The sequence below is a fragment of the Oligella sp. HMSC09E12 genome, from assembly GCF_001808505.1.
GTDB lineage: Bacteria > Pseudomonadota > Gammaproteobacteria > Burkholderiales > Burkholderiaceae_B > Oligella > Oligella urethralis.
Genome location: NZ_KV793615.1, coordinates 11656 through 35671, shown reverse-complemented (window position 1 = coordinate 35671; position 24016 = coordinate 11656). Strand labels below are relative to the sequence as shown.

Annotated in this window: 18 protein-coding genes and 1 pseudogene; 10 read left to right on the top strand and 9 right to left on the bottom strand. The window is 47.0% G+C overall.

Annotated elements, in window-relative coordinates; translation table 11 throughout:
• Window positions 1-49: 49 nt before the first annotated feature.
• From HMPREF3179_RS10285 to HMPREF3179_RS10265, 5 genes are all read right to left on the bottom strand, one after another.
• Complete coding sequence (locus HMPREF3179_RS10285) at window positions 50-508, bottom strand: very short patch repair endonuclease (RefSeq protein WP_048767443.1); 459 nt, start codon at window positions 506-508, stop codon at window positions 50-52.
• Window positions 508-1629: an HpaII family restriction endonuclease gene (locus HMPREF3179_RS10280; RefSeq protein WP_197050841.1), complete on the bottom strand. Its 1122-nt coding sequence runs from the start codon at window positions 1627-1629 to the stop codon at window positions 508-510. The genes HMPREF3179_RS10285 and HMPREF3179_RS10280 overlap by 1 nt, the downstream gene beginning before the upstream one ends.
• Window positions 1620-2675 carry a DNA cytosine methyltransferase gene (locus tag HMPREF3179_RS10275; RefSeq protein ID WP_082145028.1) on the bottom strand — a complete coding sequence of 352 codons (1056 nt, stop codon included), beginning with the start codon at window positions 2673-2675 and terminating at the stop codon, window positions 1620-1622. The genes HMPREF3179_RS10280 and HMPREF3179_RS10275 overlap by 10 nt, the downstream gene beginning before the upstream one ends.
• Window positions 2676-3082: 407 nt before the next feature.
• Complete coding sequence (locus tag HMPREF3179_RS10270; protein ID WP_048767445.1) at window positions 3083-4696, bottom strand: carboxylesterase/lipase family protein; 1614 nt, start codon at window positions 4694-4696, stop codon at window positions 3083-3085.
• A 19-nt stretch (window positions 4697-4715) separates the two neighbouring features.
• Window positions 4716-5138: a (R)-mandelonitrile lyase gene (locus tag HMPREF3179_RS10265; protein WP_036557868.1), complete on the bottom strand. Its 423-nt coding sequence runs from the start codon at window positions 5136-5138 to the stop codon at window positions 4716-4718.
• 247 nt (window positions 5139-5385) lie between these two features.
• Between HMPREF3179_RS10265 and HMPREF3179_RS10260 the strand changes: the two are divergent.
• The 3 genes and pseudogenes from HMPREF3179_RS10260 to HMPREF3179_RS10250 all read left to right on the top strand — a co-directional run bounded on the left by HMPREF3179_RS10260 (window position 5386) and on the right by HMPREF3179_RS10250 (window position 9362).
• A pseudogene (locus HMPREF3179_RS10260) lies at window positions 5386-6279 on the top strand (LysR family transcriptional regulator).
• 288 nt (window positions 6280-6567) lie between these two features.
• Window positions 6568-7962, top strand: a complete 1395-nt coding sequence (locus tag HMPREF3179_RS10255) for a DUF2868 domain-containing protein (RefSeq protein ID WP_036557870.1) — start codon at window positions 6568-6570, stop codon at window positions 7960-7962.
• A 2-nt stretch (window positions 7963-7964) separates the two neighbouring features.
• Window positions 7965-9362 carry a GTPase/DUF3482 domain-containing protein gene (locus tag HMPREF3179_RS10250; RefSeq protein WP_070471071.1) on the top strand — a complete coding sequence of 466 codons (1398 nt, stop codon included), beginning with the start codon at window positions 7965-7967 and terminating at the stop codon, window positions 9360-9362.
• Window positions 9363-9366: 4 nt separating this feature from the next.
• Here the strand turns inward: HMPREF3179_RS10250 and HMPREF3179_RS10245 are convergent, their stop codons facing one another.
• From HMPREF3179_RS10245 to HMPREF3179_RS10235, 3 genes are read right to left on the bottom strand one after another with little or no spacing between them, the layout of a single operon-like run.
• The gene (locus HMPREF3179_RS10245) at window positions 9367-9948 is read right to left on the bottom strand and encodes a TPM domain-containing protein (protein WP_246823826.1); all 582 of its coding nucleotides are present in this window, start codon (window positions 9946-9948) and stop codon (window positions 9367-9369) included.
• Window positions 9857-10801, bottom strand: a complete 945-nt coding sequence (locus HMPREF3179_RS10240) for a TPM domain-containing protein (RefSeq protein WP_036557872.1) — start codon at window positions 10799-10801, stop codon at window positions 9857-9859. The genes HMPREF3179_RS10245 and HMPREF3179_RS10240 overlap by 92 nt, the downstream gene beginning before the upstream one ends.
• 17 nt (window positions 10802-10818) lie before the next feature.
• A complete protein-coding gene (locus HMPREF3179_RS10235; RefSeq protein WP_018025351.1) occupies window positions 10819-11433 on the bottom strand; it encodes a LemA family protein in 615 nt (204 codons plus the stop codon).
• 156 nt (window positions 11434-11589) lie between these two features.
• Here HMPREF3179_RS10235 and HMPREF3179_RS10230 point away from each other — a divergent pair, with 156 nt between their 5' ends.
• From HMPREF3179_RS10230 to leuA, 5 genes are all read left to right on the top strand, one after another.
• Window positions 11590-12213, top strand: coding sequence for a LysE family transporter (locus HMPREF3179_RS10230; protein WP_018025350.1), 624 nt, complete (start codon window positions 11590-11592; stop codon window positions 12211-12213).
• A gap of 63 nt (window positions 12214-12276) precedes the next feature.
• A complete protein-coding gene (locus HMPREF3179_RS10225) occupies window positions 12277-13902 on the top strand; it encodes a peptide chain release factor 3 (RefSeq protein WP_070471069.1) in 1626 nt (541 codons plus the stop codon).
• Window positions 13903-13930: 28 nt separating this feature from the next.
• Window positions 13931-14497, top strand: coding sequence for a hypothetical protein (locus HMPREF3179_RS10220; RefSeq protein ID WP_070471067.1), 567 nt, complete (start codon window positions 13931-13933; stop codon window positions 14495-14497).
• Between the two features lie 79 nt (window positions 14498-14576).
• A complete protein-coding gene (locus HMPREF3179_RS10215) occupies window positions 14577-15299 on the top strand; it encodes a hypothetical protein (protein ID WP_070471065.1) in 723 nt (240 codons plus the stop codon).
• Between the two features lie 374 nt (window positions 15300-15673).
• A complete protein-coding gene (gene leuA / locus HMPREF3179_RS10210; protein ID WP_070471064.1) occupies window positions 15674-17383 on the top strand; it encodes a 2-isopropylmalate synthase in 1710 nt (569 codons plus the stop codon).
• Window positions 17384-17460: 77 nt separating this feature from the next.
• Here leuA and HMPREF3179_RS10205 read toward each other — a convergent pair whose 3' ends face one another.
• Window positions 17461-17835: a DUF1840 domain-containing protein gene (locus tag HMPREF3179_RS10205; RefSeq protein WP_018025345.1), complete on the bottom strand. Its 375-nt coding sequence runs from the start codon at window positions 17833-17835 to the stop codon at window positions 17461-17463.
• 118 nt (window positions 17836-17953) lie between these two features.
• Here HMPREF3179_RS10205 and HMPREF3179_RS10200 point away from each other — a divergent pair, with 118 nt between their 5' ends.
• Together HMPREF3179_RS10200 and argS are read left to right on the top strand one after the other, a co-directional pair.
• Window positions 17954-22204 carry an RHS repeat-associated core domain-containing protein gene (locus HMPREF3179_RS10200; protein WP_070471062.1) on the top strand — a complete coding sequence of 1417 codons (4251 nt, stop codon included), beginning with the start codon at window positions 17954-17956 and terminating at the stop codon, window positions 22202-22204.
• Window positions 22205-22323: 119 nt separating this feature from the next.
• Window positions 22324-24009 carry an arginine--tRNA ligase gene (gene argS, locus HMPREF3179_RS10195; RefSeq protein WP_026156706.1) on the top strand — a complete coding sequence of 562 codons (1686 nt, stop codon included), beginning with the start codon at window positions 22324-22326 and terminating at the stop codon, window positions 24007-24009.
• Window positions 24010-24016: the final 7 nt, after the last annotated feature.

Genomic DNA, 24016 nt, shown 5'->3' with positions numbered 1-24016 from the left:
CGAGACTGATAAAGAACGGCAGGCTATAAACCCTGCAGAATGGCGATGTTTATTCTCCCGTTTGCGGAACATCACTATTTTTACCTAAAATAAAAGATTTGATTTCAGACAATCGCCTATTTCTATAAACTTCATCTTTCAACATGTTTTGTACTTCACATCCCCAGATAACCAGTACTTTGATGTCTGACTCGTTTAATTTAGAATAGGTATTTTTATCACGCTCTTTATTGGATAAAAGCTTTTTCTTCCAAAACTCATGATTGTTTTTGGGGAAACTCGCATACTTACAATTGTCATGCAAGTGCCAAAAACAACCGTTAACAAAAATAGCCGTGTTGTATTTCGGTAAATACAAATCCGGCTTTCCCGGCAGCTTTTTACTATGTAATCTATACCTGAATCCCTCTTTCCACAATAACCTGCGTATATAAAGCTCCGGCTTTGTGTTTTTATTCTTGACTCTTGCCATGTTTTCACTTCTACTCATGGCATCTTTTTTATTCATCACTTAAAACGTATTTGTAGATTAAGTTTAATCAAAGAAAGAGTTTTACCGTCGACATCTTCCTCATACACTTCACCGAATCCATGTCTGGTAGTTGACGGTGTGTCATATTTTGTGTTTTTTAACAGGTAATCTTCAAAGTAATTCCTGTTATACAAGTGATAGGCCAACACCTCACCGTCATCCTTAACGATGATGTAACCCCCCGATGCCTCGTCGATCCCCTCCCATACCGTTCCGGGTTTCATTCCTAAAGCTATTGCCGCAAGAAATTTTTTGAATTTATAACGATATGCATATGCATTGTTAAAATGCAGCGGATCTTCCTCCTCCAATCTTTTTACAATATCTTCACAAGAACTTAAACCATCTCGATAGTAATACAGCAACGTATGGGCGATAATTTCTTCCATTCGACTGTCTATAAGCAGTAAATTTGCAGAAAAAATGTCAGTTCCGGTTTTTAAAAACTCAATTTTACCTTCCTGACTTATTTTATTGATACGTTTGCGAACATCGATACCCTTTTCTGTACCTAGACGATAAATTGCATTAGCCTGTTCCAAAAGATGATAGTTATTGCTGACAATTTTATAAAGAAAATTAGTTGCTCTTCCCGCATTTAAAAGTGTCGGTGAAGAGCCTAGGTTTGATTTAATACTGAATCCGACAGTCGGTCTGTAACCCGTCTGACTGTCATGAATCATCATTGTTATGTCACTTTTATCGCGTGATGGAGCTGAAATCTGTTTACAACAAATTTTCTCCATGAAATTTTGTGCCGACTGTATTGCAAATGCTCCACCGGAACCGGATTTAATCTCTCTCAGAAGCCTTTCGGATTCTTGTTCAAATTCATTCCTTGAAACCGAATGAACAAGTTGATCATTAACATAAATCTCTACCTGTTCCCCCGGAACGTACTCTGTTTTTTGTTCTGTGCCTTTATTACGGATGATTTTCAGAATCGGAAAGAATACTTCCTCCAACTTATTTAAGCTCTCATCTGCTCCATGAATCTTACCGTCTGCCAACAGTCTCAATAAAACATACAGTTCCGACCACTCACCCTTATTACCCTTTATTTCATTTATCTGATTAATCATTTCAGTTAACTCCATTCAAACACCAGCTGTGGGTTGCTATCAGCAGCTTTATTAATTCTGACTTCGGTCTTTAGATCTGACAAACCATCTAAATGGAGTTTAATTCTTTCCGCCAAAGCTTTTATTACAGGTACGGTTACCGAGTTACCAAACTGTTTATACAAATGCGTATCAGCCACCACCAATTTGTATTCATCAGGAAATCCTTGAAGCCTTGCCCATTCACGAGGAGTCATTTTTCTTATAAATTCGGTATTTATTTTTCCTTTTATATTTGTTATAGGTTTAAAATTCGTTAACCGCTTATCCACAATAAGATTACGCTCACGCCCCATGCCTCCACACACAATGGCACCGGCGACATCCTGCAAATCTCTTATTTCATATCCGAAACCGTTCCCGCGCTTTTCATGTCTTGCTTTATGCCGTTTTAAAGAATCCAAATAGACATCGGACAAATAATACTTAGGTGAAACTTCACCGGACTCTAAAATATCTTTTATTTTTTTTGTATCATCTGTTTTTTCGGGGAAATAAAAAACATCGGGAGCTATATCATTTCTGAAGGCTACGATATATATCCTTTCTCTATTCTGAGGAACACCGAAATTTTTACTGTTAAGTACCTGAGAATAAACGGTATAACCCAATTCCTTAAGAACCTGAATAATTACTTTAAAAGTCTTGCCACGATCATGATTGACTAAATTCTTAACATTCTCACAAAAAATAACTTTTGGCTTATGATACTCAACGATACGGGCGACATCGAAAAACAACGTACCTCTGGTATCTTCAAAGCCTTTTTTGTGTCCGGCTAAAGAGAACGCCTGACAAGGAAATCCCGCCAATAAAATATCATGCTGAGGGATATTGTCTACTGCAACTTTAGTAATATCACCATGAATATCAAACGGATCATTAAAGTTGGAGACATAAGTTTCCTGCGCCTTAAGATCCCATTCACTGATAAACACTGTACTTATATCATCTTTAAAGGCCTGCTCAAATCCAAGCCTAATTCCGCCGATACCGGCAAATAAGTCAATAGATTTATACATCAAACTTCCTTTAAGACAATTTTAAAAACAACGGTTCATTTCTATAAGTCATCAAATGACTTTCAGTTCATGATTCAATACAAAAGGGCAATTAAACACAAGATTATCAATATTGATAAAAAGAAAACGATATGAAAAACATTGAACTTTAAATATTTTTCATAACCGATTGATTTATATATGATTTTAATATTAAATACTTCGCCCGCAGACATTAAATATTAACATAGAAAAAGCCTTTTAAACAGAATGTGCTTTTTGTCTATCCGCTATTATTTAACTTATTGCTTCACTATAAGATTAATAAAAGAAGTGCCGACCTCTCAAGCAACGAAACCGGCACCTTCAAATCCCTTTTCAAAAATCGACCCGTCCTGCTGTTTCGAACGTCCCGATAAACACATTAATCAGTAAATGCCGATATTATCCCAGAACTCACAATGATGATCTTGTGCGAAGCGTTGCGCTTTCATCTCCGCTGACGGCAGCACAAACGTCATATAGTTTTGCTGTGCCGGATCATATGGTGTCCATGTCGGTTTTATTTGATCGAGCATCGATGCTGACGTCCAGAATCGAACCATTTCACTTGAAAGCTTTTCTTGTAAAGCATTCAACTGCACCGGATGACCCTCTCCCCCATGAAAGCCCTCAAACAAATAAGGCAATTCAAAAGTATGTGCTGCACCTAAAGCAAAACTCGTCGGCGCGACATAAGAAGGGGCTGTGCGATCGGCAAACTCAAAGCCATAGGTAGGCGTATACTGTGATAGCCATTGATTCAGCTTATGGGCCGGACAAGCTAAAAGCATATCACCTATGGCCGCAGCCGCTGCATCACTTGGTGTGTTGTAGTGTGCCAATGAATACGCTTCAAGCGCTTTCTCAGTGTGTGCACCGAAATAAACCCTCATCAAATCCTGATAGCTGCTTTTATTTAAAGGGGCTTTTGCAGTATGCTCAACCAGCGCGGCAAAAAAGTCGCCTTCATCACGCGTCACACCGTTTATAACCGGCACACGATTAAACTGTCCTGTTGTAAAGGCATCCGCCGGGTGCATAGGGATCGTTTCACCGTCAATAATCACCTGATTAATCAAATAGGGACTTTGTTGTGCGAGTACTGTGGCAAGCGGTAAATTACGTAAACAGTGCATATCGGTCGCCTCACAGCCAACGGCTTTAGCAAAGTCTTGACCCACTTGTTCAGCAGCCGCTAAGGGTCTAGGCGCACCAAACGTTGGATGACGTAGAATTAAAGAGGCTCCACTCATGGAAATCGCTTGCCGGAACTTACCGGCAGATTGTGGTGAAAGCACATGCGCCATCACGCTGTTGCCACCGGAAGACTCGCCGGCGATAGTGACGTTTTCCGGATCACCACCAAAAGCGGCGATATTACGCTGCACCCAATCAAAAGCAAATTGTTGATCCATTAAGCCGAAATTTCCTACGGCATGACCCTCCGCTTTAAGCGCCGGACTTGCAAAATAACCCAATAGACCAAGGCGATAATTGAGGGTAACCAATACGGCTTTACCTTCGACCACCAACTTTTGCGGGTCATAATCCTGACCTGAACCCACCCATAAACTACCGCCGTGAATCCATACCAGGACCGGCAGTTTGCCTTTTTCTGCCAATGCGTCAGGACTGACAAACACATTTAAGCTCAGGCAATCCTCGGCACCTCCGGGCTTGCCGAATACACCAAGATCGGCATTTTGAGGACAGGAATGGCCGTAAGTTGTGGCTAACCTCTCCACTTGCCAAGACATCGGCGGCGTTGGCGGCATCCATCTTAATTCACCTACCGGCGGCGCCGCATAAGGGATTCCCAAAAAGGCATGGAGCTTACCATCAACACGTCCTCTTATCGGACCGCTATCAATCTGAATCGGTGCAGTCAAGCTGACTTCGGCAAAAGGTGTCACTTCTTGATTTGTACGCGCTTCAGCAATTATATTCAAAGCACCGAACAAACTTACTAACAAGCCTAGCGCTAATGCTGTTTTCTTCATATACGCTCACTAATATAGTTTATTTATTAGCCCGTTGTTTTTCCGGACTTGAGTATTGCTCATCGCTAACTTTTTCCAACCATTCAACCGGGCTACCTTCTACGGCCTCGGCAATAGCAATATGAGTCATGGCCGTGGTCGCTGCGGCACCGTGCCAATGCTTAACACCCGGCGGAATCCACACCACGTCGCCGGGACGAATTTCCTGTACATCTTCTCCCCACTCCTGTACCAAACTTGCACCCGCGGTGACAATCGGTGTTTGACCTAATGGATGGGTATGCCAAGCAGTACGGGCACTGGGTTCGAATGTTACGGTAGCGCCCCCGACTTGCGCCGGCGCAGTGGCTTGAAAGGAGGAATCAATGCGAACCGTTCCGGTGAAATACTCGGCTGGACCCTTAACAGATGGTTGTGAGCCGATTTTAATTACGCTAATCATCAATAAATGCTCCTAAACATATACGCTGAACGCATCAGCGTAAATAATAAAACGCTTGTGTCCGGTGTTTTTCTTTGTCTCTCTGCGCATCAGGGCATCAGAATAAGCACATCACCCAAAAATCACTCTCAACACAAACGATGTTGTTAATATGATTTCATTATAAATTTCCATCCATTAGGTGATAAGATAGAAAAATCAGAATAGCTTAGTGAAAATAATTCACCAATAATTAAAGATGTCAGCGATGAGCAAAGAAAATTTAAATGATTTACGTGCCTTTGTTATCGTGGCACGTGAAAAGAGTTTCACCAGAGCCGCAGCGCAACTTGGTTTATCACGATCAGCGCTTTCCCATGCGATGACTTCACTGGAAGGGCGTTTGGGTGTACGGCTGCTAAGCCGGACGACGCGCAGTGTCTCCACCACAGAGGCCGGTATGCGCTTATTAAATACCTTGACGCCTTTATTTAGTGAGCTTGATGCTGAGCTCGCAGCACTACGTTAAACCCAAGATAAACCGGTAGGTACAGTTCGTATTACCGCCAGCGATCATTCCATAGTCACCGTTCTGCGGCCACGATTACTGCCGTTACTGCATGAGCATCCCGACCTACAAATCGAAATCAATGTGGATTATGCTTTCACCGATATTGCTGCCAATCGATTCGATGCCGGGGTACGTATCGGCAGCGAGGTTGACAAAGACATGATTGCGGTCCGGATCAGCACGGACTTTCATATGGTCATCGCCGCTTCACCGACCTACCTAAAGGGTAAAGCCATGCCATTGACACCGCAGGATCTCGCCGATCACCGTTGCATCAATCTACGCTTAGCCACGCATGGTGGTCTTTATCCTTGGGATCTGGAAAAGAACGGACAATCACTCAAAGTGCGCGTCAACGGGCAAGTAATTTTTAATAACACCCTCGCCCTGCGACAAGCAGCACTGGACGATCTCGGCATTGCCTACCTTCCTCTTGATTTAATACAGTCGGATATTGAAGAAGGTAGGTTAATTGCCTTGTTAAAGGATTGGTGGCCATTAATGCCGGGCTACTACTTGTATTACGCCGGTCGGCGACAGCTGGCACCGGCATTAGCGGCAGTTATTGAGACATTACGTTGGCGCGAATAATGCAGCAGAGGCAAATTCCTATGTTACTTACGCTCGCTTAACCCAGCACACTCATCTACTAATTAATGCGCCACTACTTTTCTAAGGTCGGCAAGTACGGCAGCCGGCTCCAAAAAACACTACAAGAACAATTTGTCCGTGAGAGAGAAATCTTACAACTTTAGAGAGCCAATTCAAGGTCAAGCTCCCCCACTATCGTCACGTCGCTTAACACCATCGCAAAGTATGAAATAATATCAAGTTCAGATAAAGATTTTTCCAACTTGATATCAGCTAGACCGACTGCACATGACGAGATTTAACGAGCTTTGGCAAACCGAGGCAGTTCGCCTCAAGGAGCAACACCATGGCCCAATGGATGATTCGGCCTATATTCATGCCCTGCGTGCTCAAACGCTCAGTCCTGAGCAAAAAGTCTTTCGTCGTGCCGACAAGCTCGCCCATGCCTCCGGTCTCAGTCAAGCCCTTGGCAATTTTAAGCGTTATGCCAAGTATGCCTTTTTGCTGCTACTACTATTGGCGGTGATGAGCGGTATCGGCTTAGCTTATGCCGCGCTTGGCAGCCGCAGTAGCGAGGTGAATCTACTTAGCGCTTGGATTGCTATCTTAGGGATCCATCTGCTGAGCCTAATTATCTGGCTCATCTTTTTAGTACTTCCTAAACGCAGTGACAAAGACTACCCTCTGCTCGGTCAGGCTTGGCTCTGGCTCACCCAAAAACTCGCACGGGGACCTCATACCGGCCTCATCGCCAATGCCCTCCTCAGCTTAACTCGCCAACAGCGAACGACGACTTGGCTGCTAGCAGCGGCCAGCCACCTAATTTGGCTACTGATATTGACAACGGCCTTAGTTAGCCTATTTTTTCTACTATCGACCCGTCGTTATAGCTTTGTGTGGGAAACGACTATCCTCTCGCTAGCGACCTTAGAGCAAATCGCTCATGCCTTAAATTGGCTCCCTTCACGCTTGGGCTTTAGTTTACCGGATGTGGCTCAACTCATCTCGCCAGGAGCGGCAGGCGACACCGGCTTGCAGGCAGCTTGGTCGCACTGGCTAATAAATCAAGTCTTGATTTATGGTCTATTTTTACGCCTCATCGCTTTTGCCACGAGCTTTTTTATCGCACGCCATCGGCTTGCTCGCACCCACATCGATCTTAAGGCCTCCGCCTATGCGCCATTATTGGCACGTTTAGAGCCGATAGCGGTCACGCTTGGGGTGGATGCACCGGCACCGGCGGCGCCTACTGCGGCCGTAATTAGCGCACCACGTGATCTGTCAGGCAATGGCACCCTACTTGTGGGGATTGAATTAGACCCCCACCAACCATGGCCGTTGCTTGAGCTCAGTGATGCTGAGCAGGTGATTGATGGCGGTAATATTGAAAGCCGTGAACAACGCCATGCACTGTTAGCCGAGCTAGGACAAAGAACAAGCCCCTTAGCGCAAATTCTTTTTATTTGTGACGCCGCACAAACCCCCGATCGGAGTCATTTAAACCTGATTCAGACCATTGCCCAGTTTGCTCAAAGGCATTGGGTGCTGTTAATTAATCGTCATCAGCCATCACGTGATCAAAGCGCGCTCTGGCGTAAAGCACTACTGGATGCGGGCATGGCAGCCGACGCAATACTGCCTGACAACGAGGCGGCTCTTAAACTACTGACTAATAAACACTAGCAATGGATAAGCTTAAACCAGGCCTCAAGTCCAAAGCGGACTACCTAAAACTCGCCGTGGTCGGTCACACCAACACGGGTAAGACCTCGCTCTTACGCACTTTGCTACACGATGCTGATTTCGGCGAGGTGGCTAACGCCCCTGCCACCACACGTCATGTTGAGGGAGCCTTGTTACGATTAGGGGATTTAAAGCTCCAATGGTATGACACCCCCGGCATGGAGGACAGCATTGCCTTACTGGATTATTTAGATCAGCTACAACAGCAAAGCGGCAGCCGCTTAGACGGACCAGCCAGTATTGAACGCTTTTTAGACAGCCCTGAAAGCAGTGCTCGCTTTGAACAAGAGGCCCGTGTATTACGCCAATTACTGCACTGTGACGCTGGCCTCTATGTGGTCGATGTACGCGAACCCGTGCGCTCAAAGCATCGTGATGAATTAGCCGTATTGGCCCGCTGCGGTCGCCCCCTTATCCCAGTCCTGAATTTTCTGCATAGCACGGACAATTACAGCGAGGATTGGAAATCCGTCCTCTCACGTCTGGGACTGCATTTACTGATTGAATTTGACACCGTGGCACCGGCCATTGACGGTGAACAGCAGCTTTATCAAAAGCTGGCGTTGGTGCTGGATGATTATCAGCAAATCTTAAACGATTTAGCCAAGGGAGCACAGCAGCGTCGCCAACAACGACGCCTGCAAGGTCAGGAGCTATTAGCGGAGATGCTCATCGATATCAGCGCCTTTAGACGCCAAAGCAGTACAGATGAAGATGAAAGCCTACGTGTGTGGGAAACCATGCAAGACGAGGTACGCCGGCGTGAACATCAATTTATACGTGACTTACTCAATCTTTATCGCTTTCATGAGAGCGATTATGAAGAGGATCGTTTACCCATTAGTGGTGAGCGTTGGGAAAGTGACTTATTCAGCAGCGAAGCCCTGATGGATATGGGCATTCGAGTAGGTAAAGGCTTTGCTGCAGGCGCCATGGCGGGCGCTACCGTCGATATCATCACTGGTGGTTTGAGCTTAGGCGCTGGCACCCTGGTTGGTGGTATTGTCGGCGGACTCTGGCAAGGTGCTGAAAAAGTTGGTAATCGCCTCTTAGGCATGCTACAAGGATATCGTGAGCTGACCGTTGACGATCCGGTGCTGCGGCTTTTAGCAATACGCGGACTGAGCTTACTCGACGCCCTAGATCGTCGCGGTCATGCCGCACAAGATCGTATACAACGCAGTGCCAATAGCTATAAGTCTTGGCAAGAGGAGGCGCTACCAGCACCCCTTAAAAATGCTCGCTCACATCCAGAGTGGTCAGCGCTTAATAAGGAGTTTAAAGGTAGTCGCGCTCGAGATGAAGAGCTGCGGCGCTTAAGCGAGGAACTTAAGGGCTAAAGCCCTATAAAATCACGGGTTCATTAGCTAACACATCATTGCCCTCAGGCTTAGGCTCAGTCTCAGGGCAAGCAAGATTGAGAATATCGCCAATTTGCTGCACAGCAGCCTGTAACCCCTCGCAGAATCGCTTCTCTTTGAATGACGCCGCCAAAGCTGCGCTGACCTCAACCCAGCGTTCATGGGCCACCGCTATCCCCCGATCAGCAATAATTTCAATCGCCTGTCGGTCCAAGGATAAATACAAGAGCACACCTGTATTTAGAGGCGTATCCCAAACACGCAAACGACCATACACCTCTAACGCTCGATCGCGGCTTGAATCCACATGACTGGGAAAATTACGCTCAATCGCCACCACCAACTCGGCCTGATGTTGAGCTTCACTGGCAGCAATGCGCTCAGATAAATCGCTTAAAAAGGCTTTGGTAAAATAGCGCCGCCCAAGATATTGCCCCTTAAGCGTGTCAATGCCAATTAATTTTGTGAATTTATTACCAGCCACCTGAAGCACCTCCACCACCGCTGGAGCCACCGCCCCCGCCACCAAAACCTCCGCCGAAGCCGCCTCCGAAGCCACCGCCACCAAAGCCGCCGAAACCGCCGGGCCAATTATCCCGACCGCGGCTGCGTCGTCCTCGTGCGCCACCCTTGGCCGCTTGACGACTCGCTTCCTCAATCAAACCCGAACGGAAAAAAGACTTGGCAATCAAATTCCACACGACGGCAAAAATTGCTGCAACAATCGCTGCCACAATAGAGCCGGTGACCGACAGCATAAACACACCGCCGACAATAGGCGCTAACCAAATCGGCCAGAATAAAATAAAAATCGCAAAGAACAGCAGGAACTCAATGGGGATACCATCTAAACCTAAAAAGGGTGAATCCTCTGCTTGCTTAACCTCAGGCAATTCCTCTCCCTCAATTAATAAGCTCAATTGATCCACGGCTTTTGTGATCCCGTCATAATAATCACCCTCCCGAAAGGCGGGCGCCATATCTCGATTAATTATATAAGAGGCCTGTACATCCGTAATCGCACCTTCTAAGCCATAGCCCGTCTCAATACGCATACGGCGATCGTCTTTAGCAATCAGCACCAATACACCGTCATCGATTTTGGCGCGACCAATACGCCACTCATCAAACACACGTCGGGCGTAGCTCTCAACTGTGTCGTCTGGGGCCACTGTCGGTACTAGCAAGACCATGATTTGCGACCCCCTGTCACGCTCCAATTGCGCAAGACGCTGATTCAACTCGCTTTGTTGCGCTGCTGTTAAGGTGCCGCTCACATCCACCACGTAGTTAGTCAACGGCGGCACCGGCACCTCAGCTCGCACCGGCGACAGCCATAGCACTAGCGCTAAGCAGCTTGTGCAAAGCCACAGCAAGCCCAACGCCGAACGACTTAAAAACAAGTTAAGCAGCCTCATACGCCACCCCTACTACCCTAGTTTGCAGGCGCAGTTTGAGGTCTATCAAAACGGATAGTCGGTCGTTGCATAATGCTGTCTTGATTATCTACACCAAAATTAGGCAACACCTTGTAGCCGAAAATTTTTGCTGTAATTAAGGTTGGGAACTGGCGGATATAGGTATTAAAGCCTTGAACCTCACGAATATAACGACCACGGGCGGTCGCAATTCGGTTTTCAGTACCCTCTAACTGAATATTTAAATCTCTAAATAAACCATCCGACTTCAGCTCCGGATAGTTTTCTGACACTGCAATTAAACGGGATAAGGCAGAGCCTAACTGCGCCTGCGCGGCTTGGAACTGAGCCATTTCCTCTTCGGTCGGTAAACGATCGGGCGAGACATTAATCGAACCCACACGACTTCTGGCCTCAGTTACTTCTTTTAACAGATCACGCTCATGCACCATATAGGCATTAACACTTTCAACCAACTGCGGCACTAAATCGGCACGACGTTGATATTGGTTTAGCGTCTCTGACCAAGCCGCCTTAACACCCTCATCCAGACGCTGAATCTCGTTATAACCGCAACCGGCTAAGAAACTCGCAACCAAGGCGACAACAAAGACTCGAAAAAATTGACGCATAATAGACTCACTCTAATTAATTAAAACTTAAGCTATTTTATCGGGCGCAGAAAAATTACACCACTCTTAAAGATAACTGATTGTAACCGCAGCAACAGCATATAATTCCCTACTAGCACGGATAAACCGTGCCCTTTCTTTGTCTGCGCTATTGTTATGTTACTTTCTGTCTGGTTGACGTTATTTTTTGCCGCTTGGGCTATTTCACTTTCTCCGGGACCCGGTGCTGTTGCCTCCATGGCGGCTGGCTTACGCTATGGCATGTGGCCAGGCTCCGCCTTGGTGATTGGCTTGATCGGCGGGTACAGCGTACAATTTATTATCAGTATTATCGGCGTGGCGGCCATGATTAAAACCTCCATGCTGCTCTTTACCGTGATTAAGTGGGTTGGTGTCACCTATTTAGTTTACCTTGGAGTCAAGCAATATCGCTCGCCCGTCAGTATGGTGCGAGTCGATGTCAGCAAGATGCCTGCATCAACCGCAGGCAAGCTCTTTTTACAAGGTTTTTTAGTCGATATTACTAACCCCAAAGCAGCGATTTTTTTACTGGCCGTGATTCCGCAATTTGTGGATACAAGCAAGCCCTTACTCATCCAATATGTGATTATCTGGTTTACGCTCTGCGCCGTGGACTTAGTGATTATGCTGGGCTATGCAGCACTTGCGGCCAATCTGGTCAAATTCTTAAAAAACCCACACACCACCGCTAAAATTAATAAAATCTTCGGCCTATGCTTTATTCTAGCGGCATTAACCATGGCCTTTATGAGCGTATAATCATCATTTAGCTCATGCTACAATTCATTCAATTTATTTAAGGCTGAAAAGTTAACACAAAGCATGTCAAGCAACAGTAAAATTTCCCAAGAGGTCGCCAGACGGCGCACTTTTGCTATTATTTCTCACCCCGATGCGGGTAAAACCACGCTCACCGAAAAGCTCTTACTCTTTGCCGGTGCAATTCAAATCGCCGGTAGCGTAAAAGCGCGCAAAGCAGAGCGTCACGCCTCCTCCGACTGGATGGAGATTGAAAAGCAACGCGGTATTTCCGTCGCCTCCTCCGTGATGCAAATGGAGTACAGGGATTGTGTGATTAATCTTTTGGACACACCGGGACACCAAGACTTCTCCGAGGATACCTACCGCGTCTTAACCGCAGTTGATGCAGCAGTCATGGTGGTGGATGCGGCTAATGGTATTGAGCCGCAAACGGAGCGCTTATTAAAAGTCTGTCGCGCCCGTAATACACCCATTTTGACCTTTATTAATAAGCTCGACCGTGAGGTACGAGAGCCACTTGAGCTGATCGGTGAGATTGAATCCCATTTGGAAATGGATTGTATTCCCTTTACTTGGCCTGTGGGCATGGGGCGTCAATTCAGCGGCATTTATGATTTGACCAAAGATCAGATGCGCATGTTTAACCGTGCCAATCCGTCCAAAAGCGGCAGTGCAGAGGATGAATTTATTCCCGACTTAAGCAATCCGCTATTGACTGAGCGTTGCCCAGATACCATTGGCAAAGCACGCGAAGAAATTGAGTTAATTCAACTCGCGACGCCAGATTTTGATCATGCCGCCTTCTTAGACGCAAAGCAAACACCCGTTTTCTTCGGCTCTGCAGTGTATAACTTTGGTGTCCAAGAATTACTCGATGCATTAGTAGAATACGCACCGCCGCCGGGTGCCCGTGAGGCCATTGAGCGTACGATTGAGCCTTCCGAGCCTAAGTTTACTGGTGTGGTCTTTAAGGTGCAGGCCAATATGGACCCAGCGCACCGTGACCGCGTAGCCTTTGTGCGTGTCAGTTCTGGTAGATTCGAGCGTGGTATGCGTTTACGCGTTGCGCGTACGGGCAAAGACATTCGTCCAAACAACCCCGTCTCATTTTTATCACAACGGCGTGACTTAGTGGATGAGGCCTATGCCGGCGATGTGATTGGCATACCAAACCACGGCGTATTACACCTTGGTGATGTGTTAACCGAGGGTGAAAAACTACACTTTACCGGATTACCTTTTTTTGCACCTGAACTTTTTCAGACGGTTGAGGTCAAAGATCCACTCCGTAGCAAGCAGCTGCATACCGGCCTGACGCAATTAGGCGAGGAGGGCGCCATTCAGGTATTTAAACCGCAAATTGCGGGTGGTACTTTATTACTGGGTGCAGTGGGTCAATTGCAGTTTGAAGTAGTCGCCCATCGGCTTAAGACTGAATACGGGGTAGATGCGATTTTAGGCCCTTCGCGCTACAATTTGGCCCGCTGGGTGACGAGTTCCAATCCACAGGCCTTACGTAAATTTTTAGATGCGAATATTTCCAATATCGCCTACGATGTGGTGGATGCGCCAGCCTTTTTGGTCAGTTCACAGGCTCAGCTTAGGGTAGCGCAGGAGCTCCATCCCGATATACAATTCCATGTGATGCGTGAGCAAGGCGGGCAGATTTTTGCTGAAAGTCACTAATTAACCTTAGGGGAGCACCCTATTTATTATGTCTTGGCGTTTAATAATTTTTACAGTGATTGTGTTAGCCGGTATTGCAACCGCCTTAGGTTTGCAAGCAGGTGACTATTTAACCGATCGAGTGCCTGTACAGGCCAATATTCCTAATGTCACCGAGCTTGACCCGCCGGCCGAATACGATGCTCAGGGTAATTTATTGATACCGCAGCCTATGCAGCCCTTATTAGACGGCACCCAGGGCTTAGCGGCCGCCAAGCCAGAGGTTGATTGGAAAGTGAAGCAAGACAGCTTAGCAACCACCCTCAAAAATGAGGAAAAAAGTGCCATGTACGCTGAAGAGAATCAGCGCTTAAGCGGTGTCGTCACACAAGGCACCACTGGCGGCAGCCAAAGCTTCCAACCTATCCGTCGACAGGACACCGCACCGGTTAATAGCGGCGGCGATCAGGCATGGGTCGCCTCCTTTAATCGTGCCATGGCGCACTGCCGCACCCTGGGTTTTGACGAGCGTCCCGCATGTATCAGCCGTATTCGTAATCAATACTGTGGCCCCAATAGGGCCTGGGGCAAGGTTGCGGATTGCCCAGCGCGCTAAATCCATACGCTGGTGAGGTAGGCCAAAAATCGTTAAAATAAGCTTTCCATTGAATTAAACGAGCAATTGAGAACCTACCATGATGCCGAAACGAGCCGACTACAAACGCGATATCAAGCTTATTGACAGCACCCTTTTTAACTTAATCAAAGGCCGCTTATTTGCCCTAATCGCCGTGACAGTACTGGTCTTAGCCCTAGTGTATTGGGTCGCACAAAAGATATTAAGCTTCGGTCGCGGCCTAAACTATGACTTTTTAAATGGCACGGTCATCGAAATGGTGGTGGAATACGTCGAAAAGTACGATATGTATTTTTGGTGGGCACTTGTTATTATCTTAGCCCTACTGGTGTTGTCTTTTCTCAACAACCTAATCCAGCAACAGCTCAATCATCACGCTCAAAGCCATGTGCCGATGCCTGCGGCAAGAAACCTACTTAGCCACTTATCCCCCATGAGCCTAGAGGTACTGGCTTGGGTCTGGGCGGATCGACGTGAACCACTTAAAATCGAGCAAATTAAGCAATTAAGTCGCGAGCTTAGACAGGGGCGCTTTAAGTATATCGAAGATGCCCGTGCCCAAGAGCAGCTGCTCAATCAGCATCTCTATGGCGCCGCAGCCACGAGCGAGCCGCTGATAGAGGAGCCGACAGTGCGAGTAGCGCCGATGACGGCTGATGCGACCGTCCCCACAGCACCGGTAGCGCCAACGCCTCAAAACGATAGCAGTAAGCTTAGCGAAAACGCCACACATCCTGCTGAAAAAGACATCATTATTGTGAATGATGCGCCTAAAGCTTGATTAATTAGTTTAGGCATGATAGAAGTAATACTTATGGATATTCTAAAGGAACCCTTCGCTGTAAATTTTGCGAGCTCAGTTGATGGCCCACAGGCCTCAGCTCAGTCGGTGTTCCCTGCTGCGTCTAGCCACGCATTTCAAGACTCTACTTCTATCTCTACATTGCAAAGCGCTGCACTCCTCGCTTTACTCCTCTTATTGATCGGTTGCCTAGCCTAGAGCCTTGGTGGTGCTATGCAGCCGACCCGTTGAGCCACCCAAATGACTCCCTCAAGTGGAGTGCGCTTTAGCAGTTTTTTATATCGTTTTTTTCTTAAGACCAGCCATTGATAGTTAAGGCTACTAGCCATATTGAGCAAAAAATAGGTGTCACCATGTTATCGAATCCAGCGACTAAATACATTCCTTTCAAACCCTTTACACGTGACTTCTCCGAGCGCACGTGGCCTTCTAAACAAATTAGCAAGCCACCGATTTGGATGAGTACCGACTTACGTGATGGTAACCAAGCGCTTATTGAGCCGATGAGTATTGAACGTAAATTACGCTTCTTTAAGCACCTAGTGCAAATCGGTTTTAAAGAAATTGAAGTAGGTTTCCCATCGGCTTCGCAAACAGATTTTGATTTTGTACGCCATTTGGTTGAAAACGATCTGATCCCCGATGATGTGACGATCATTGTCTTAACACAAGCACGTCAGGATTTAATCGCCCGTACGGCTGAGTCTTGTGCCGGCGCTAAAAACGCCATGATCCACATGTATAACGCATGTGCACCCGCTTTCCGTAAGATTGTCTTCAACATGAGCAAAGAGGAAGTGCGTGAGTTTGCGGTTGCCGGTACCAAAATGGTCATGGCTGAGCAAGCCAAATATCCTGAGGTTAATTGGCGTTTTGAGTACTCACCGGAAGTCTTCTCCACCACCGAACCGGAATTAGCGGTTGAGGTGTGTAATGCAGTGGCCGAGACCTACGGCGCCAGCGTCGACAAAAAAATTGTCTTTAACTTACCTGCCACCATTGAAGCCACCACACCCAATCTTTACGCAGATCAAATCGAATACTTCTGCAATCATATTAAGCAGCGTGAAGCGTGTATTGTCAGCGTACACCCGCATAACGACCGTGGCACTGCCGTAGCTGCCGCCGAATTAGCCTTGATGGCCGGCGCCGATCGAGTGGAAGGCTGCTTATTTGGTAATGGTGAGCGCACGGGTAATGTCTGCCTCGTGACCTTAGCCATTAACCTATATACTCAAGGTATTCACCCTGGCTTGGACTTTTCTGATATTGACGCAGTACGTCGCACCGCCGAATATTGCAACCAGTTACCAATTCACCCACGTCACCCTTGGGCCGGCGATCTTGTGTTTACCGCTTTCTCTGGTTCACACCAAGACGCGATTAAAAAAGGCTTTGCCGTACAAAAGGCAGATGAGCCGTGGGAGGTGCCTTATTTACCGATTGACCCTGCCGACTTGGGCCGTAGTTATGATGCCGTGATTCGTGTGAATAGCCAATCCGGCAAAGGCGGTGTGGCCTACCTACTAGAGGAAGAGCATGGATTAAGCTTGCCGCGTCGCTTACAAATCGAATTCAGCCGTGCAATTAAACGGGTCACGGATGAAACTGGTAAAGAGGTGGATGCCCAGATGGTTTATCAGATTTTTGAGGCGGAATACTTAACCCAAACATCGCCTTGGACCCTGATTGAACATCAGATTACCAGCCATCCTGATGGTGAGGAAAACGAGCGCTTCTCGGTGGTAGTACGGATGAAGTATCACGATGAGGAAAAAGTCCTTAAGGGCAAAGGCAATGGCGCCATTTCCGCCTTTATCAATGCCTTAAATATGCCAATTGAGTTTATGGACTACGCGGAGCATGCCATCGGTAGCGGTGAAAATACCAAAGCGGCTAGTTATGTGGAACTACGTTTAGATGGTTCACAATCCGGCTATGGCGTTGCCCTACATAAAGATATTGTGACCTCATCTTTCCTCGCCGTTGTCAGTGCCATTAACCGTCACTTACAAAACCTTAGTACTGAGACCGCAGCAGAGGCTGAGACGGCAACCGCCTAATCAGCTAAAACGCTAAATAGTACCAACCGCCTTCGCAGCATGATGCAAGGCGGTTTTTGCTTACTCAGCATCAAACATTACCACGCGCTACCACCGCTCCACACCACATCATCACCATGCTGTTGTGCGCTTTCAAACATCTTCAAGAGCGGATAAGCGCGCTGACTAAGATTCACCCCTTCAATTAAGGGATGCTTAGCCTCAAGATTTTCCTTATCGCGCTGCTCTACTTCCTGGTCGTGGACGGCATAGCTGTGCAAATCCTTATGGCTATCTTCATCAATGGCTTGACGCAAATTGGCAATTGCCTCTGTTAGTTGCTCAGCGGTAAACACACCCTGCGCTGGCATCGTATCGCCATAATCACGTCCAGCCGCCTTTAACACCGCCAGGGCATGCTTAGCCAACATCATCACCTCACCGCTATTTTTAGATTTAAAAGTAATTAACATAGACTGCTCCTCGTTGAAAAAATCAAAAAAGCCATAGGACAAATTTAGCCTACTCTGCACTTATAAGTGTGACTTTCTATCACAATTAGTTATTTCCTTAATTGATTAGAGAATGGCTATGAAAACGCTTATTACTTCTGTTGTTGCCGTTTTAATCGCGTGCAGTGCTGCCACCCAGCTACCGCTAGCCCAAGCACAGAGTAGCAGCGCCACCTCCAGCGCCCCACCCTGCACGGCTCAAAGCGCTGGCAACCCATGCTACGGCACTGGTAGCAATGTCACGCTGGACAAATCCGCCGCTAATCCGGTTAATTTAAGCAATGGCAATAAATTCCAAGAGGAGAGAGACTATTTCGGCGCTGCCACCCATTCTGGCTTGGAGTTTTTCCGTTATTATAATTCCACCCAATTAACACCTTCTTTTATCGGTCAGGGCTGGCGTCACTCCTATGAGCGTCAATTATATCTACAAGGCAGGCGACCGCAAATCCTGCTAGATGACAGTACCCGCATTAGCTTTGAAGCCTTTGAGGGGGATGTTGCCCGATCACCTAATAATGAGTTCGGCAGCCTAACTAGAATCACTTCGGCTTCCATTATGGAGCGCCTAAATGCAGCGGGCAACATTCCCACGGAAGATAAAAAGCCACTCAGTGAGTATTTTTCAAATCAATTTCTGGCCTCGCTGCGGGGCGATTTATGGCTTTGGCAGTACCCCTCCGGTGCGATTGATATTTTTAATGGCCGGGGTCGTTTAATCGTCAGTCAAATGCCTGCTGCAGAGGCTGTGTTTATTGAGCGTGAGACCAGGGCCGGCCCTACGCAAGACGCAATTCTCTTCGTACAAAACCGCAGCCATCAAGGCATGAGCTTTGAGTATCAAACATGGGGTCAGCACGCTCGCATTTCCCATATTAAGACACCGAGTGGACGGATTGAGTTTGAGTACGATGTGCCTGTGGATAAAGAGGCCCCTCGACTACTGAGCGCTCTGCTGCCGGATGGCGCCCGCATCAACTATCAATACCAAGCCAACGCCACCGGCTTCGATGAGCAGCTTTCACCCTATTTATTAAGACGAGCTACGCATTTCCAGCAGGAACAATCCAAGCCCTATCGTGATATCTCATGGCGCTATAACTCACACCATCAGGCCGTTGAGGTGCACTTCCATCAGCATGAGGAGTTAAGTCATCCACTCAGCATGCGCTTTAACTATATCAAAGTCCCTCAGTTTAACGGCGACACCGGGCTCACAGAGGTCAGACAGTTTATACCCCAGCCTGATATCGATCAGCGCTCTGCCGATAGTGCTCTCCAGCCGGCAGCTGAGTCCACCACGGCTGGCACGCTGAGTCGTTTTCACAGCACCATGTTAGGGAGCCAATACCTTTTAACCAAGGCTGAGGGTGCACCATGCTTTAAATGCCCCGCCCCCGGTACGACTATTCAATACAATGAGACCGGCTATATCACCGCCGTCAATCATATCAAGCTTAAGCGCCATGCCACAGATAATCACATCGAAAGCATTGAGGTAGCGCATCGTGGTTGGCCCGGCCTCAAGATTTTCTACGATAAAGACGCTAAGCCCTATGCATGGAGCAGTTTATATACGGGTAAGACCTTTTATGAAATCGATCCCGACACCTTGTACCCTAAGTACAAGAACTATGCGAATGGTACGCATTTTTTGATGAGAAAAACTCAGCACTACCAACGCAATGGCATTGCCATTAACTACGGTCGCTTGTTAGGCTCTATACATTTCGACACTCGCCGCAATTTTATCAATAAGCCCCTTGCTTCTAACTTTTCATTAGAGGGCGAGGGGGATCATAAATCACTCTCGATTAAAAAGTTCACACAACAGATTCAGCACCGCAACATACGCAAATGGAGCAGTCGCACTTCAAGTATGCTTGTCGATCTGTTTAATGTGCATCAACAAGACCGAATTGTTGAGCATTCCCTACCAGAACAAGGCACATTGTATTACCACTATGATAAAGCGCATGAACTCAGCGCCATTTACTGGCAAGCCGTGGATGCCGAGCCCCAACAAGCACCCAAATTACTCTATCAACGCTTAGGTACACATCAGCGCCAATACGGTAATCAACTGATCAGCCAGGCGCGTCCCAACCCCTCTTTTAGCAATAACAGCGTGCGCTTAGAGCTACTTAAAGCGGGTGAGTCTAGCCCCTATTGGCGAGAAATTCGCTATTACCGTGATAATGGCTTACTAGCTGCCGAGCATCATTTATCGGATGCGTTAAAGATCAATAAATATACCCAATTTGAATTTAATCAGCTTGGCCAACTAATGCGTTCGGACACACAACAAGAAACTTCACAAGGCCTTGAAAGCAAAACCAATTTTTATGCGTGGCAAGCCGGCGGGATGGCCTATGCTCGTCAACAACTACACACGCGCAAGGAGGGAGAGCAACAAAGCCAACAGCAGGCCTTATTTATAAAAAACATTAAACGAGATCGCGCTGGCTTTATACAGCAAATGGATGATCTACGGCTCATTTATGATGAGAGCAATTTACTTAAGGAGGTTCACAAGGGTCAAGACATACTAGCTAGCTATGAGTATGACGGCTTAAATCAGCGTATCCGCAAAACAACCCCACAAGGTGAAACCCAATACTACTATTTAAATCAGCAATTAGTCGCTGAAGCTTTTTTACCCGCGGCCAAGGCCGATAAAAAAATCTACAACTCGTGGGGAGATAAACCCTATCTTAGCCGGCGCTACATTTATGACGGACACTTGCCAGTCGCATTGATTGATTACAGCGATCCAAACAAAACACAAATCTACTATATCCATAGCGATGGTAGCGGGCAACCGTTTTTAGTCACGGATGAACATCAACAAACGGTTTGGCTTGCGGATAATGAAGCCTTTGGTAAAAGTCAGCCCATCATCGAAAAGATTGAATTTAATTTACGCCTACCGGGTCGATACTATGATGCAGAAACTGGCTTACATCAAAATATCTATAGAAATTATGATCCTGAGCTCGGTCACTACCTAGAGCCTGATCCTTTAGGCCCCGTTGCTACCAACGATGCCTATGGTTATGCCAATCAAAACCCACGTCAATGGATTGACCCCTTGGGCTTACTGATGTTTGTGTTTGACGGCACTACCAACACCCCAAGCTCACAAACTAATGCCTATAAACTTGGTCAACTCTATGATGACGGTCCGGTACACTACATTGATGGGCTAGGCACAGAAGAGGCGAATCTCAAGGTGTATCAGTTTATGCATGCCTTCCTGGATGATATGGCCAAAACGCATACAGCAAACTATCACCCCAGCGTGAGATCATTCAAAGCGCGGCAACTGCTTGAGTGGAAAGTACCGCACCGAATACCTGGCACCACCAAGGATATGCTCTTAGGTTCAATGGCCCCTTATGTACTGAATATGCAATGGATGCGATTAGTTGATGCAATCGCCAGAATCGCTCAAAAAGGTCCCTTAATCGATAACTTTATTAATATTGATTTATCCGGTTTCTCAAGAGGCGCAGCCCTAGCCAGTATTTTTGCTAATAAAATTGCCGAATACACCAAAGATAGTTACTTTAATTACACGGCCAAATGGCGTCCTAGCGGACGGCAACAAGTACAAGCATGTCTCAATTTACGCTTTGTAGGCTTATTTGATACAGTGCATCAATTTGGTGCCTTGGGCTTTTCCAATAGTAACTACAACTTTACTGTGTCCCCGGCCTGGCAACTTTATGCGCATGCAGTAGCAATGAATGAGCATAGAATGATATTTCCGCTGACCTCATTTCATAATGACAACGCTGACAATGTGATGGAGCAGGGTTTTTTAGGTGTGCACTCGGACATTGGAGGCGCGCTCTATGAAAGCGATCTCACTGCATTCGGCAATGACAAACCGGGTACCTATGGTGACCTATCCAATATCCCTTTAAACTGGGTTTACGATATGGCAACGACTGAGACGGACATTAAACTAAAAGATCTAGACGCCCTTACTCAATGGCGCCTAGATACGATACAAAACCCACTTACCCATATGAGCGATACCTTCGAGTATTCGCTATCGCAAAGAAGATGGCGCATTGTTGATAGAGAAGTGATTTCTGATACTGGCGGCTTTTTAGGTCATCAACGCAGTCAACCACATATCGGCGGCCGGGTGAGATTGGAACACAACCAAGCACTTGAGTTTTTATTTGACCCCTTGCATGAGTATGCGATGATCTTTCCCGACAATGCGCGTATCATCGCCAAAGTCAAAGCGCGCCAATACCTGAGCTTTTTAGAGGGCGCCATAGGTTGGAAGTCTTCACTCAAAGTCATCGAGCCATAAGCGTTCAGGTAGCCCTTCATGCTATCATTACACATTGATTTTTATACGATAATTGTTTAACCCTTATTTATTGTTTGTGGCGCTGCCCATTGTTGGCGGCGCTACAGGTAGAGATTTCTATGCTCCCAGAGCTTCAACACAAACTAAGTCATATCATCCGAGAAACGGTTAATCAACTGGTGCCAGACAATCAAGCGCAAATCAAGCTTGAGCGTCCTAAGCAAGCGGAGCACGGCGATATTGCCACTAATATTGCCATGCAATTAGCCAAATCAGCTAAGCGTAACCCGCGCGAATTAGCGCAAGCAATATGTGATGCCTTAATCGCTCACCCTGAAGCACAAGCCATACTCGCCAGTGCAGAGATTGCTGGTCCAGGCTTTATCAACTTTAGACTTAAGCCAGAAACACTGTGGGCGGTGATTCCAACGATCCAAGCACAAAAGGAGCACTACGGCCATTCTCAAAACCAAGCCGGGCAAAAGGTGATGGTTGAGTTCGTTTCTGCTAACCCGACTGGCCCCTTACACGTTGGCCATGCGCGTCAAGCAGCCTTGGGTGATTGTATTTGTCGCTTATTTACGGCCAATGGTGCCACGGTGCACCGTGAGTTCTACTATAACGACGCCGGTAACCAGATTAATGCGCTTGCCCTTAGCGTGCAAGCCCGTGCCCGTGGGATTGAGCCGGAGGATGAGCGCTATCCGGAGGACGGTTACCGCGGTGATTATATTGTCGATATTGCCAATGATTTTATCGCCAAAAAAACAGTAAGCGCCGACGCTAAGGAGGTGACAGCGGGCGGTGATGTAGACGATCTGGACGATATCCGCCGTTTTGCCGTGGCTTATTTGCGTCGTGAGCAAGATCTTGATTTACAAGCCTTTAATCTATTTTTTGATGAGTACTACTTAGAGAGCTCACTCTACACCGAGGGCAAGGTAGAGCAAACGGTCAAAACCCTCACGGAAAATGGCTTTGTCTATGAAAAAGACGGCGCCCTTTGGTTAAAAACCACCGAACTTGGTACCGGTGATGATAAAGATCGGGTCATGCGCAAATCTGATGGCTCTTACACCTACTTCCTACCGGATGTCGCCTATCACCGCAGTAAGTGGGAACGTGGTTACAAGCAAGCAATTAACGTTCAGGGTAGCGATCATCACGGCACCGTTGCCCGCGTGCGAGCAGGTTTACAAGGCTTGAAGTTGGATATTCCCAAGGACTACCCAGCCTATATTCTCCATAAGATGGTGCGCGTAATGCGTGGCGGCGAAGAGGTCAAAATCTCCAAACGTGCTGGTAGTTACGTGACCATGCGTGATCTGATTGATTGGGTGGGTCAGGATGCGGTGCGCTTCTTCTTGATTCAACGACGCGCCGATACGGAGTTTACCTTTGATATTGATCTGGCCCTATCCAAAAATGAGGAAAATCCTGTTTTCTACGTACAATACGCCCATGCTCGTATTTGTAAGCTCTTGCGTGACAGTGCGGAATTGACACCTCATTTAGCAGAGGCCGATCTCAGTCACTTGACCGCCCCCAGTGAAATAACGCTCTTAAAGCGCTTGGCTGAACTACCTAATCTAGTCGAAATGGCCGCTCGTGAGTTAGCACCGCACCATCTCGTCTTCTGGTTAATTGATTGTGCCGCTGATTTTCACGCCTGGTATAATGCCGAACGGATCATGGTTGAGGATCAAGCACTCAAGCTGGCTCGTTTAAGTTTAGCTGATGCCACACGTCAAGTGATTGCTAATGGCTTGGACTTACTTGGTGTCAGCGCCCCCGAGCAAATGTAGTTTAGGA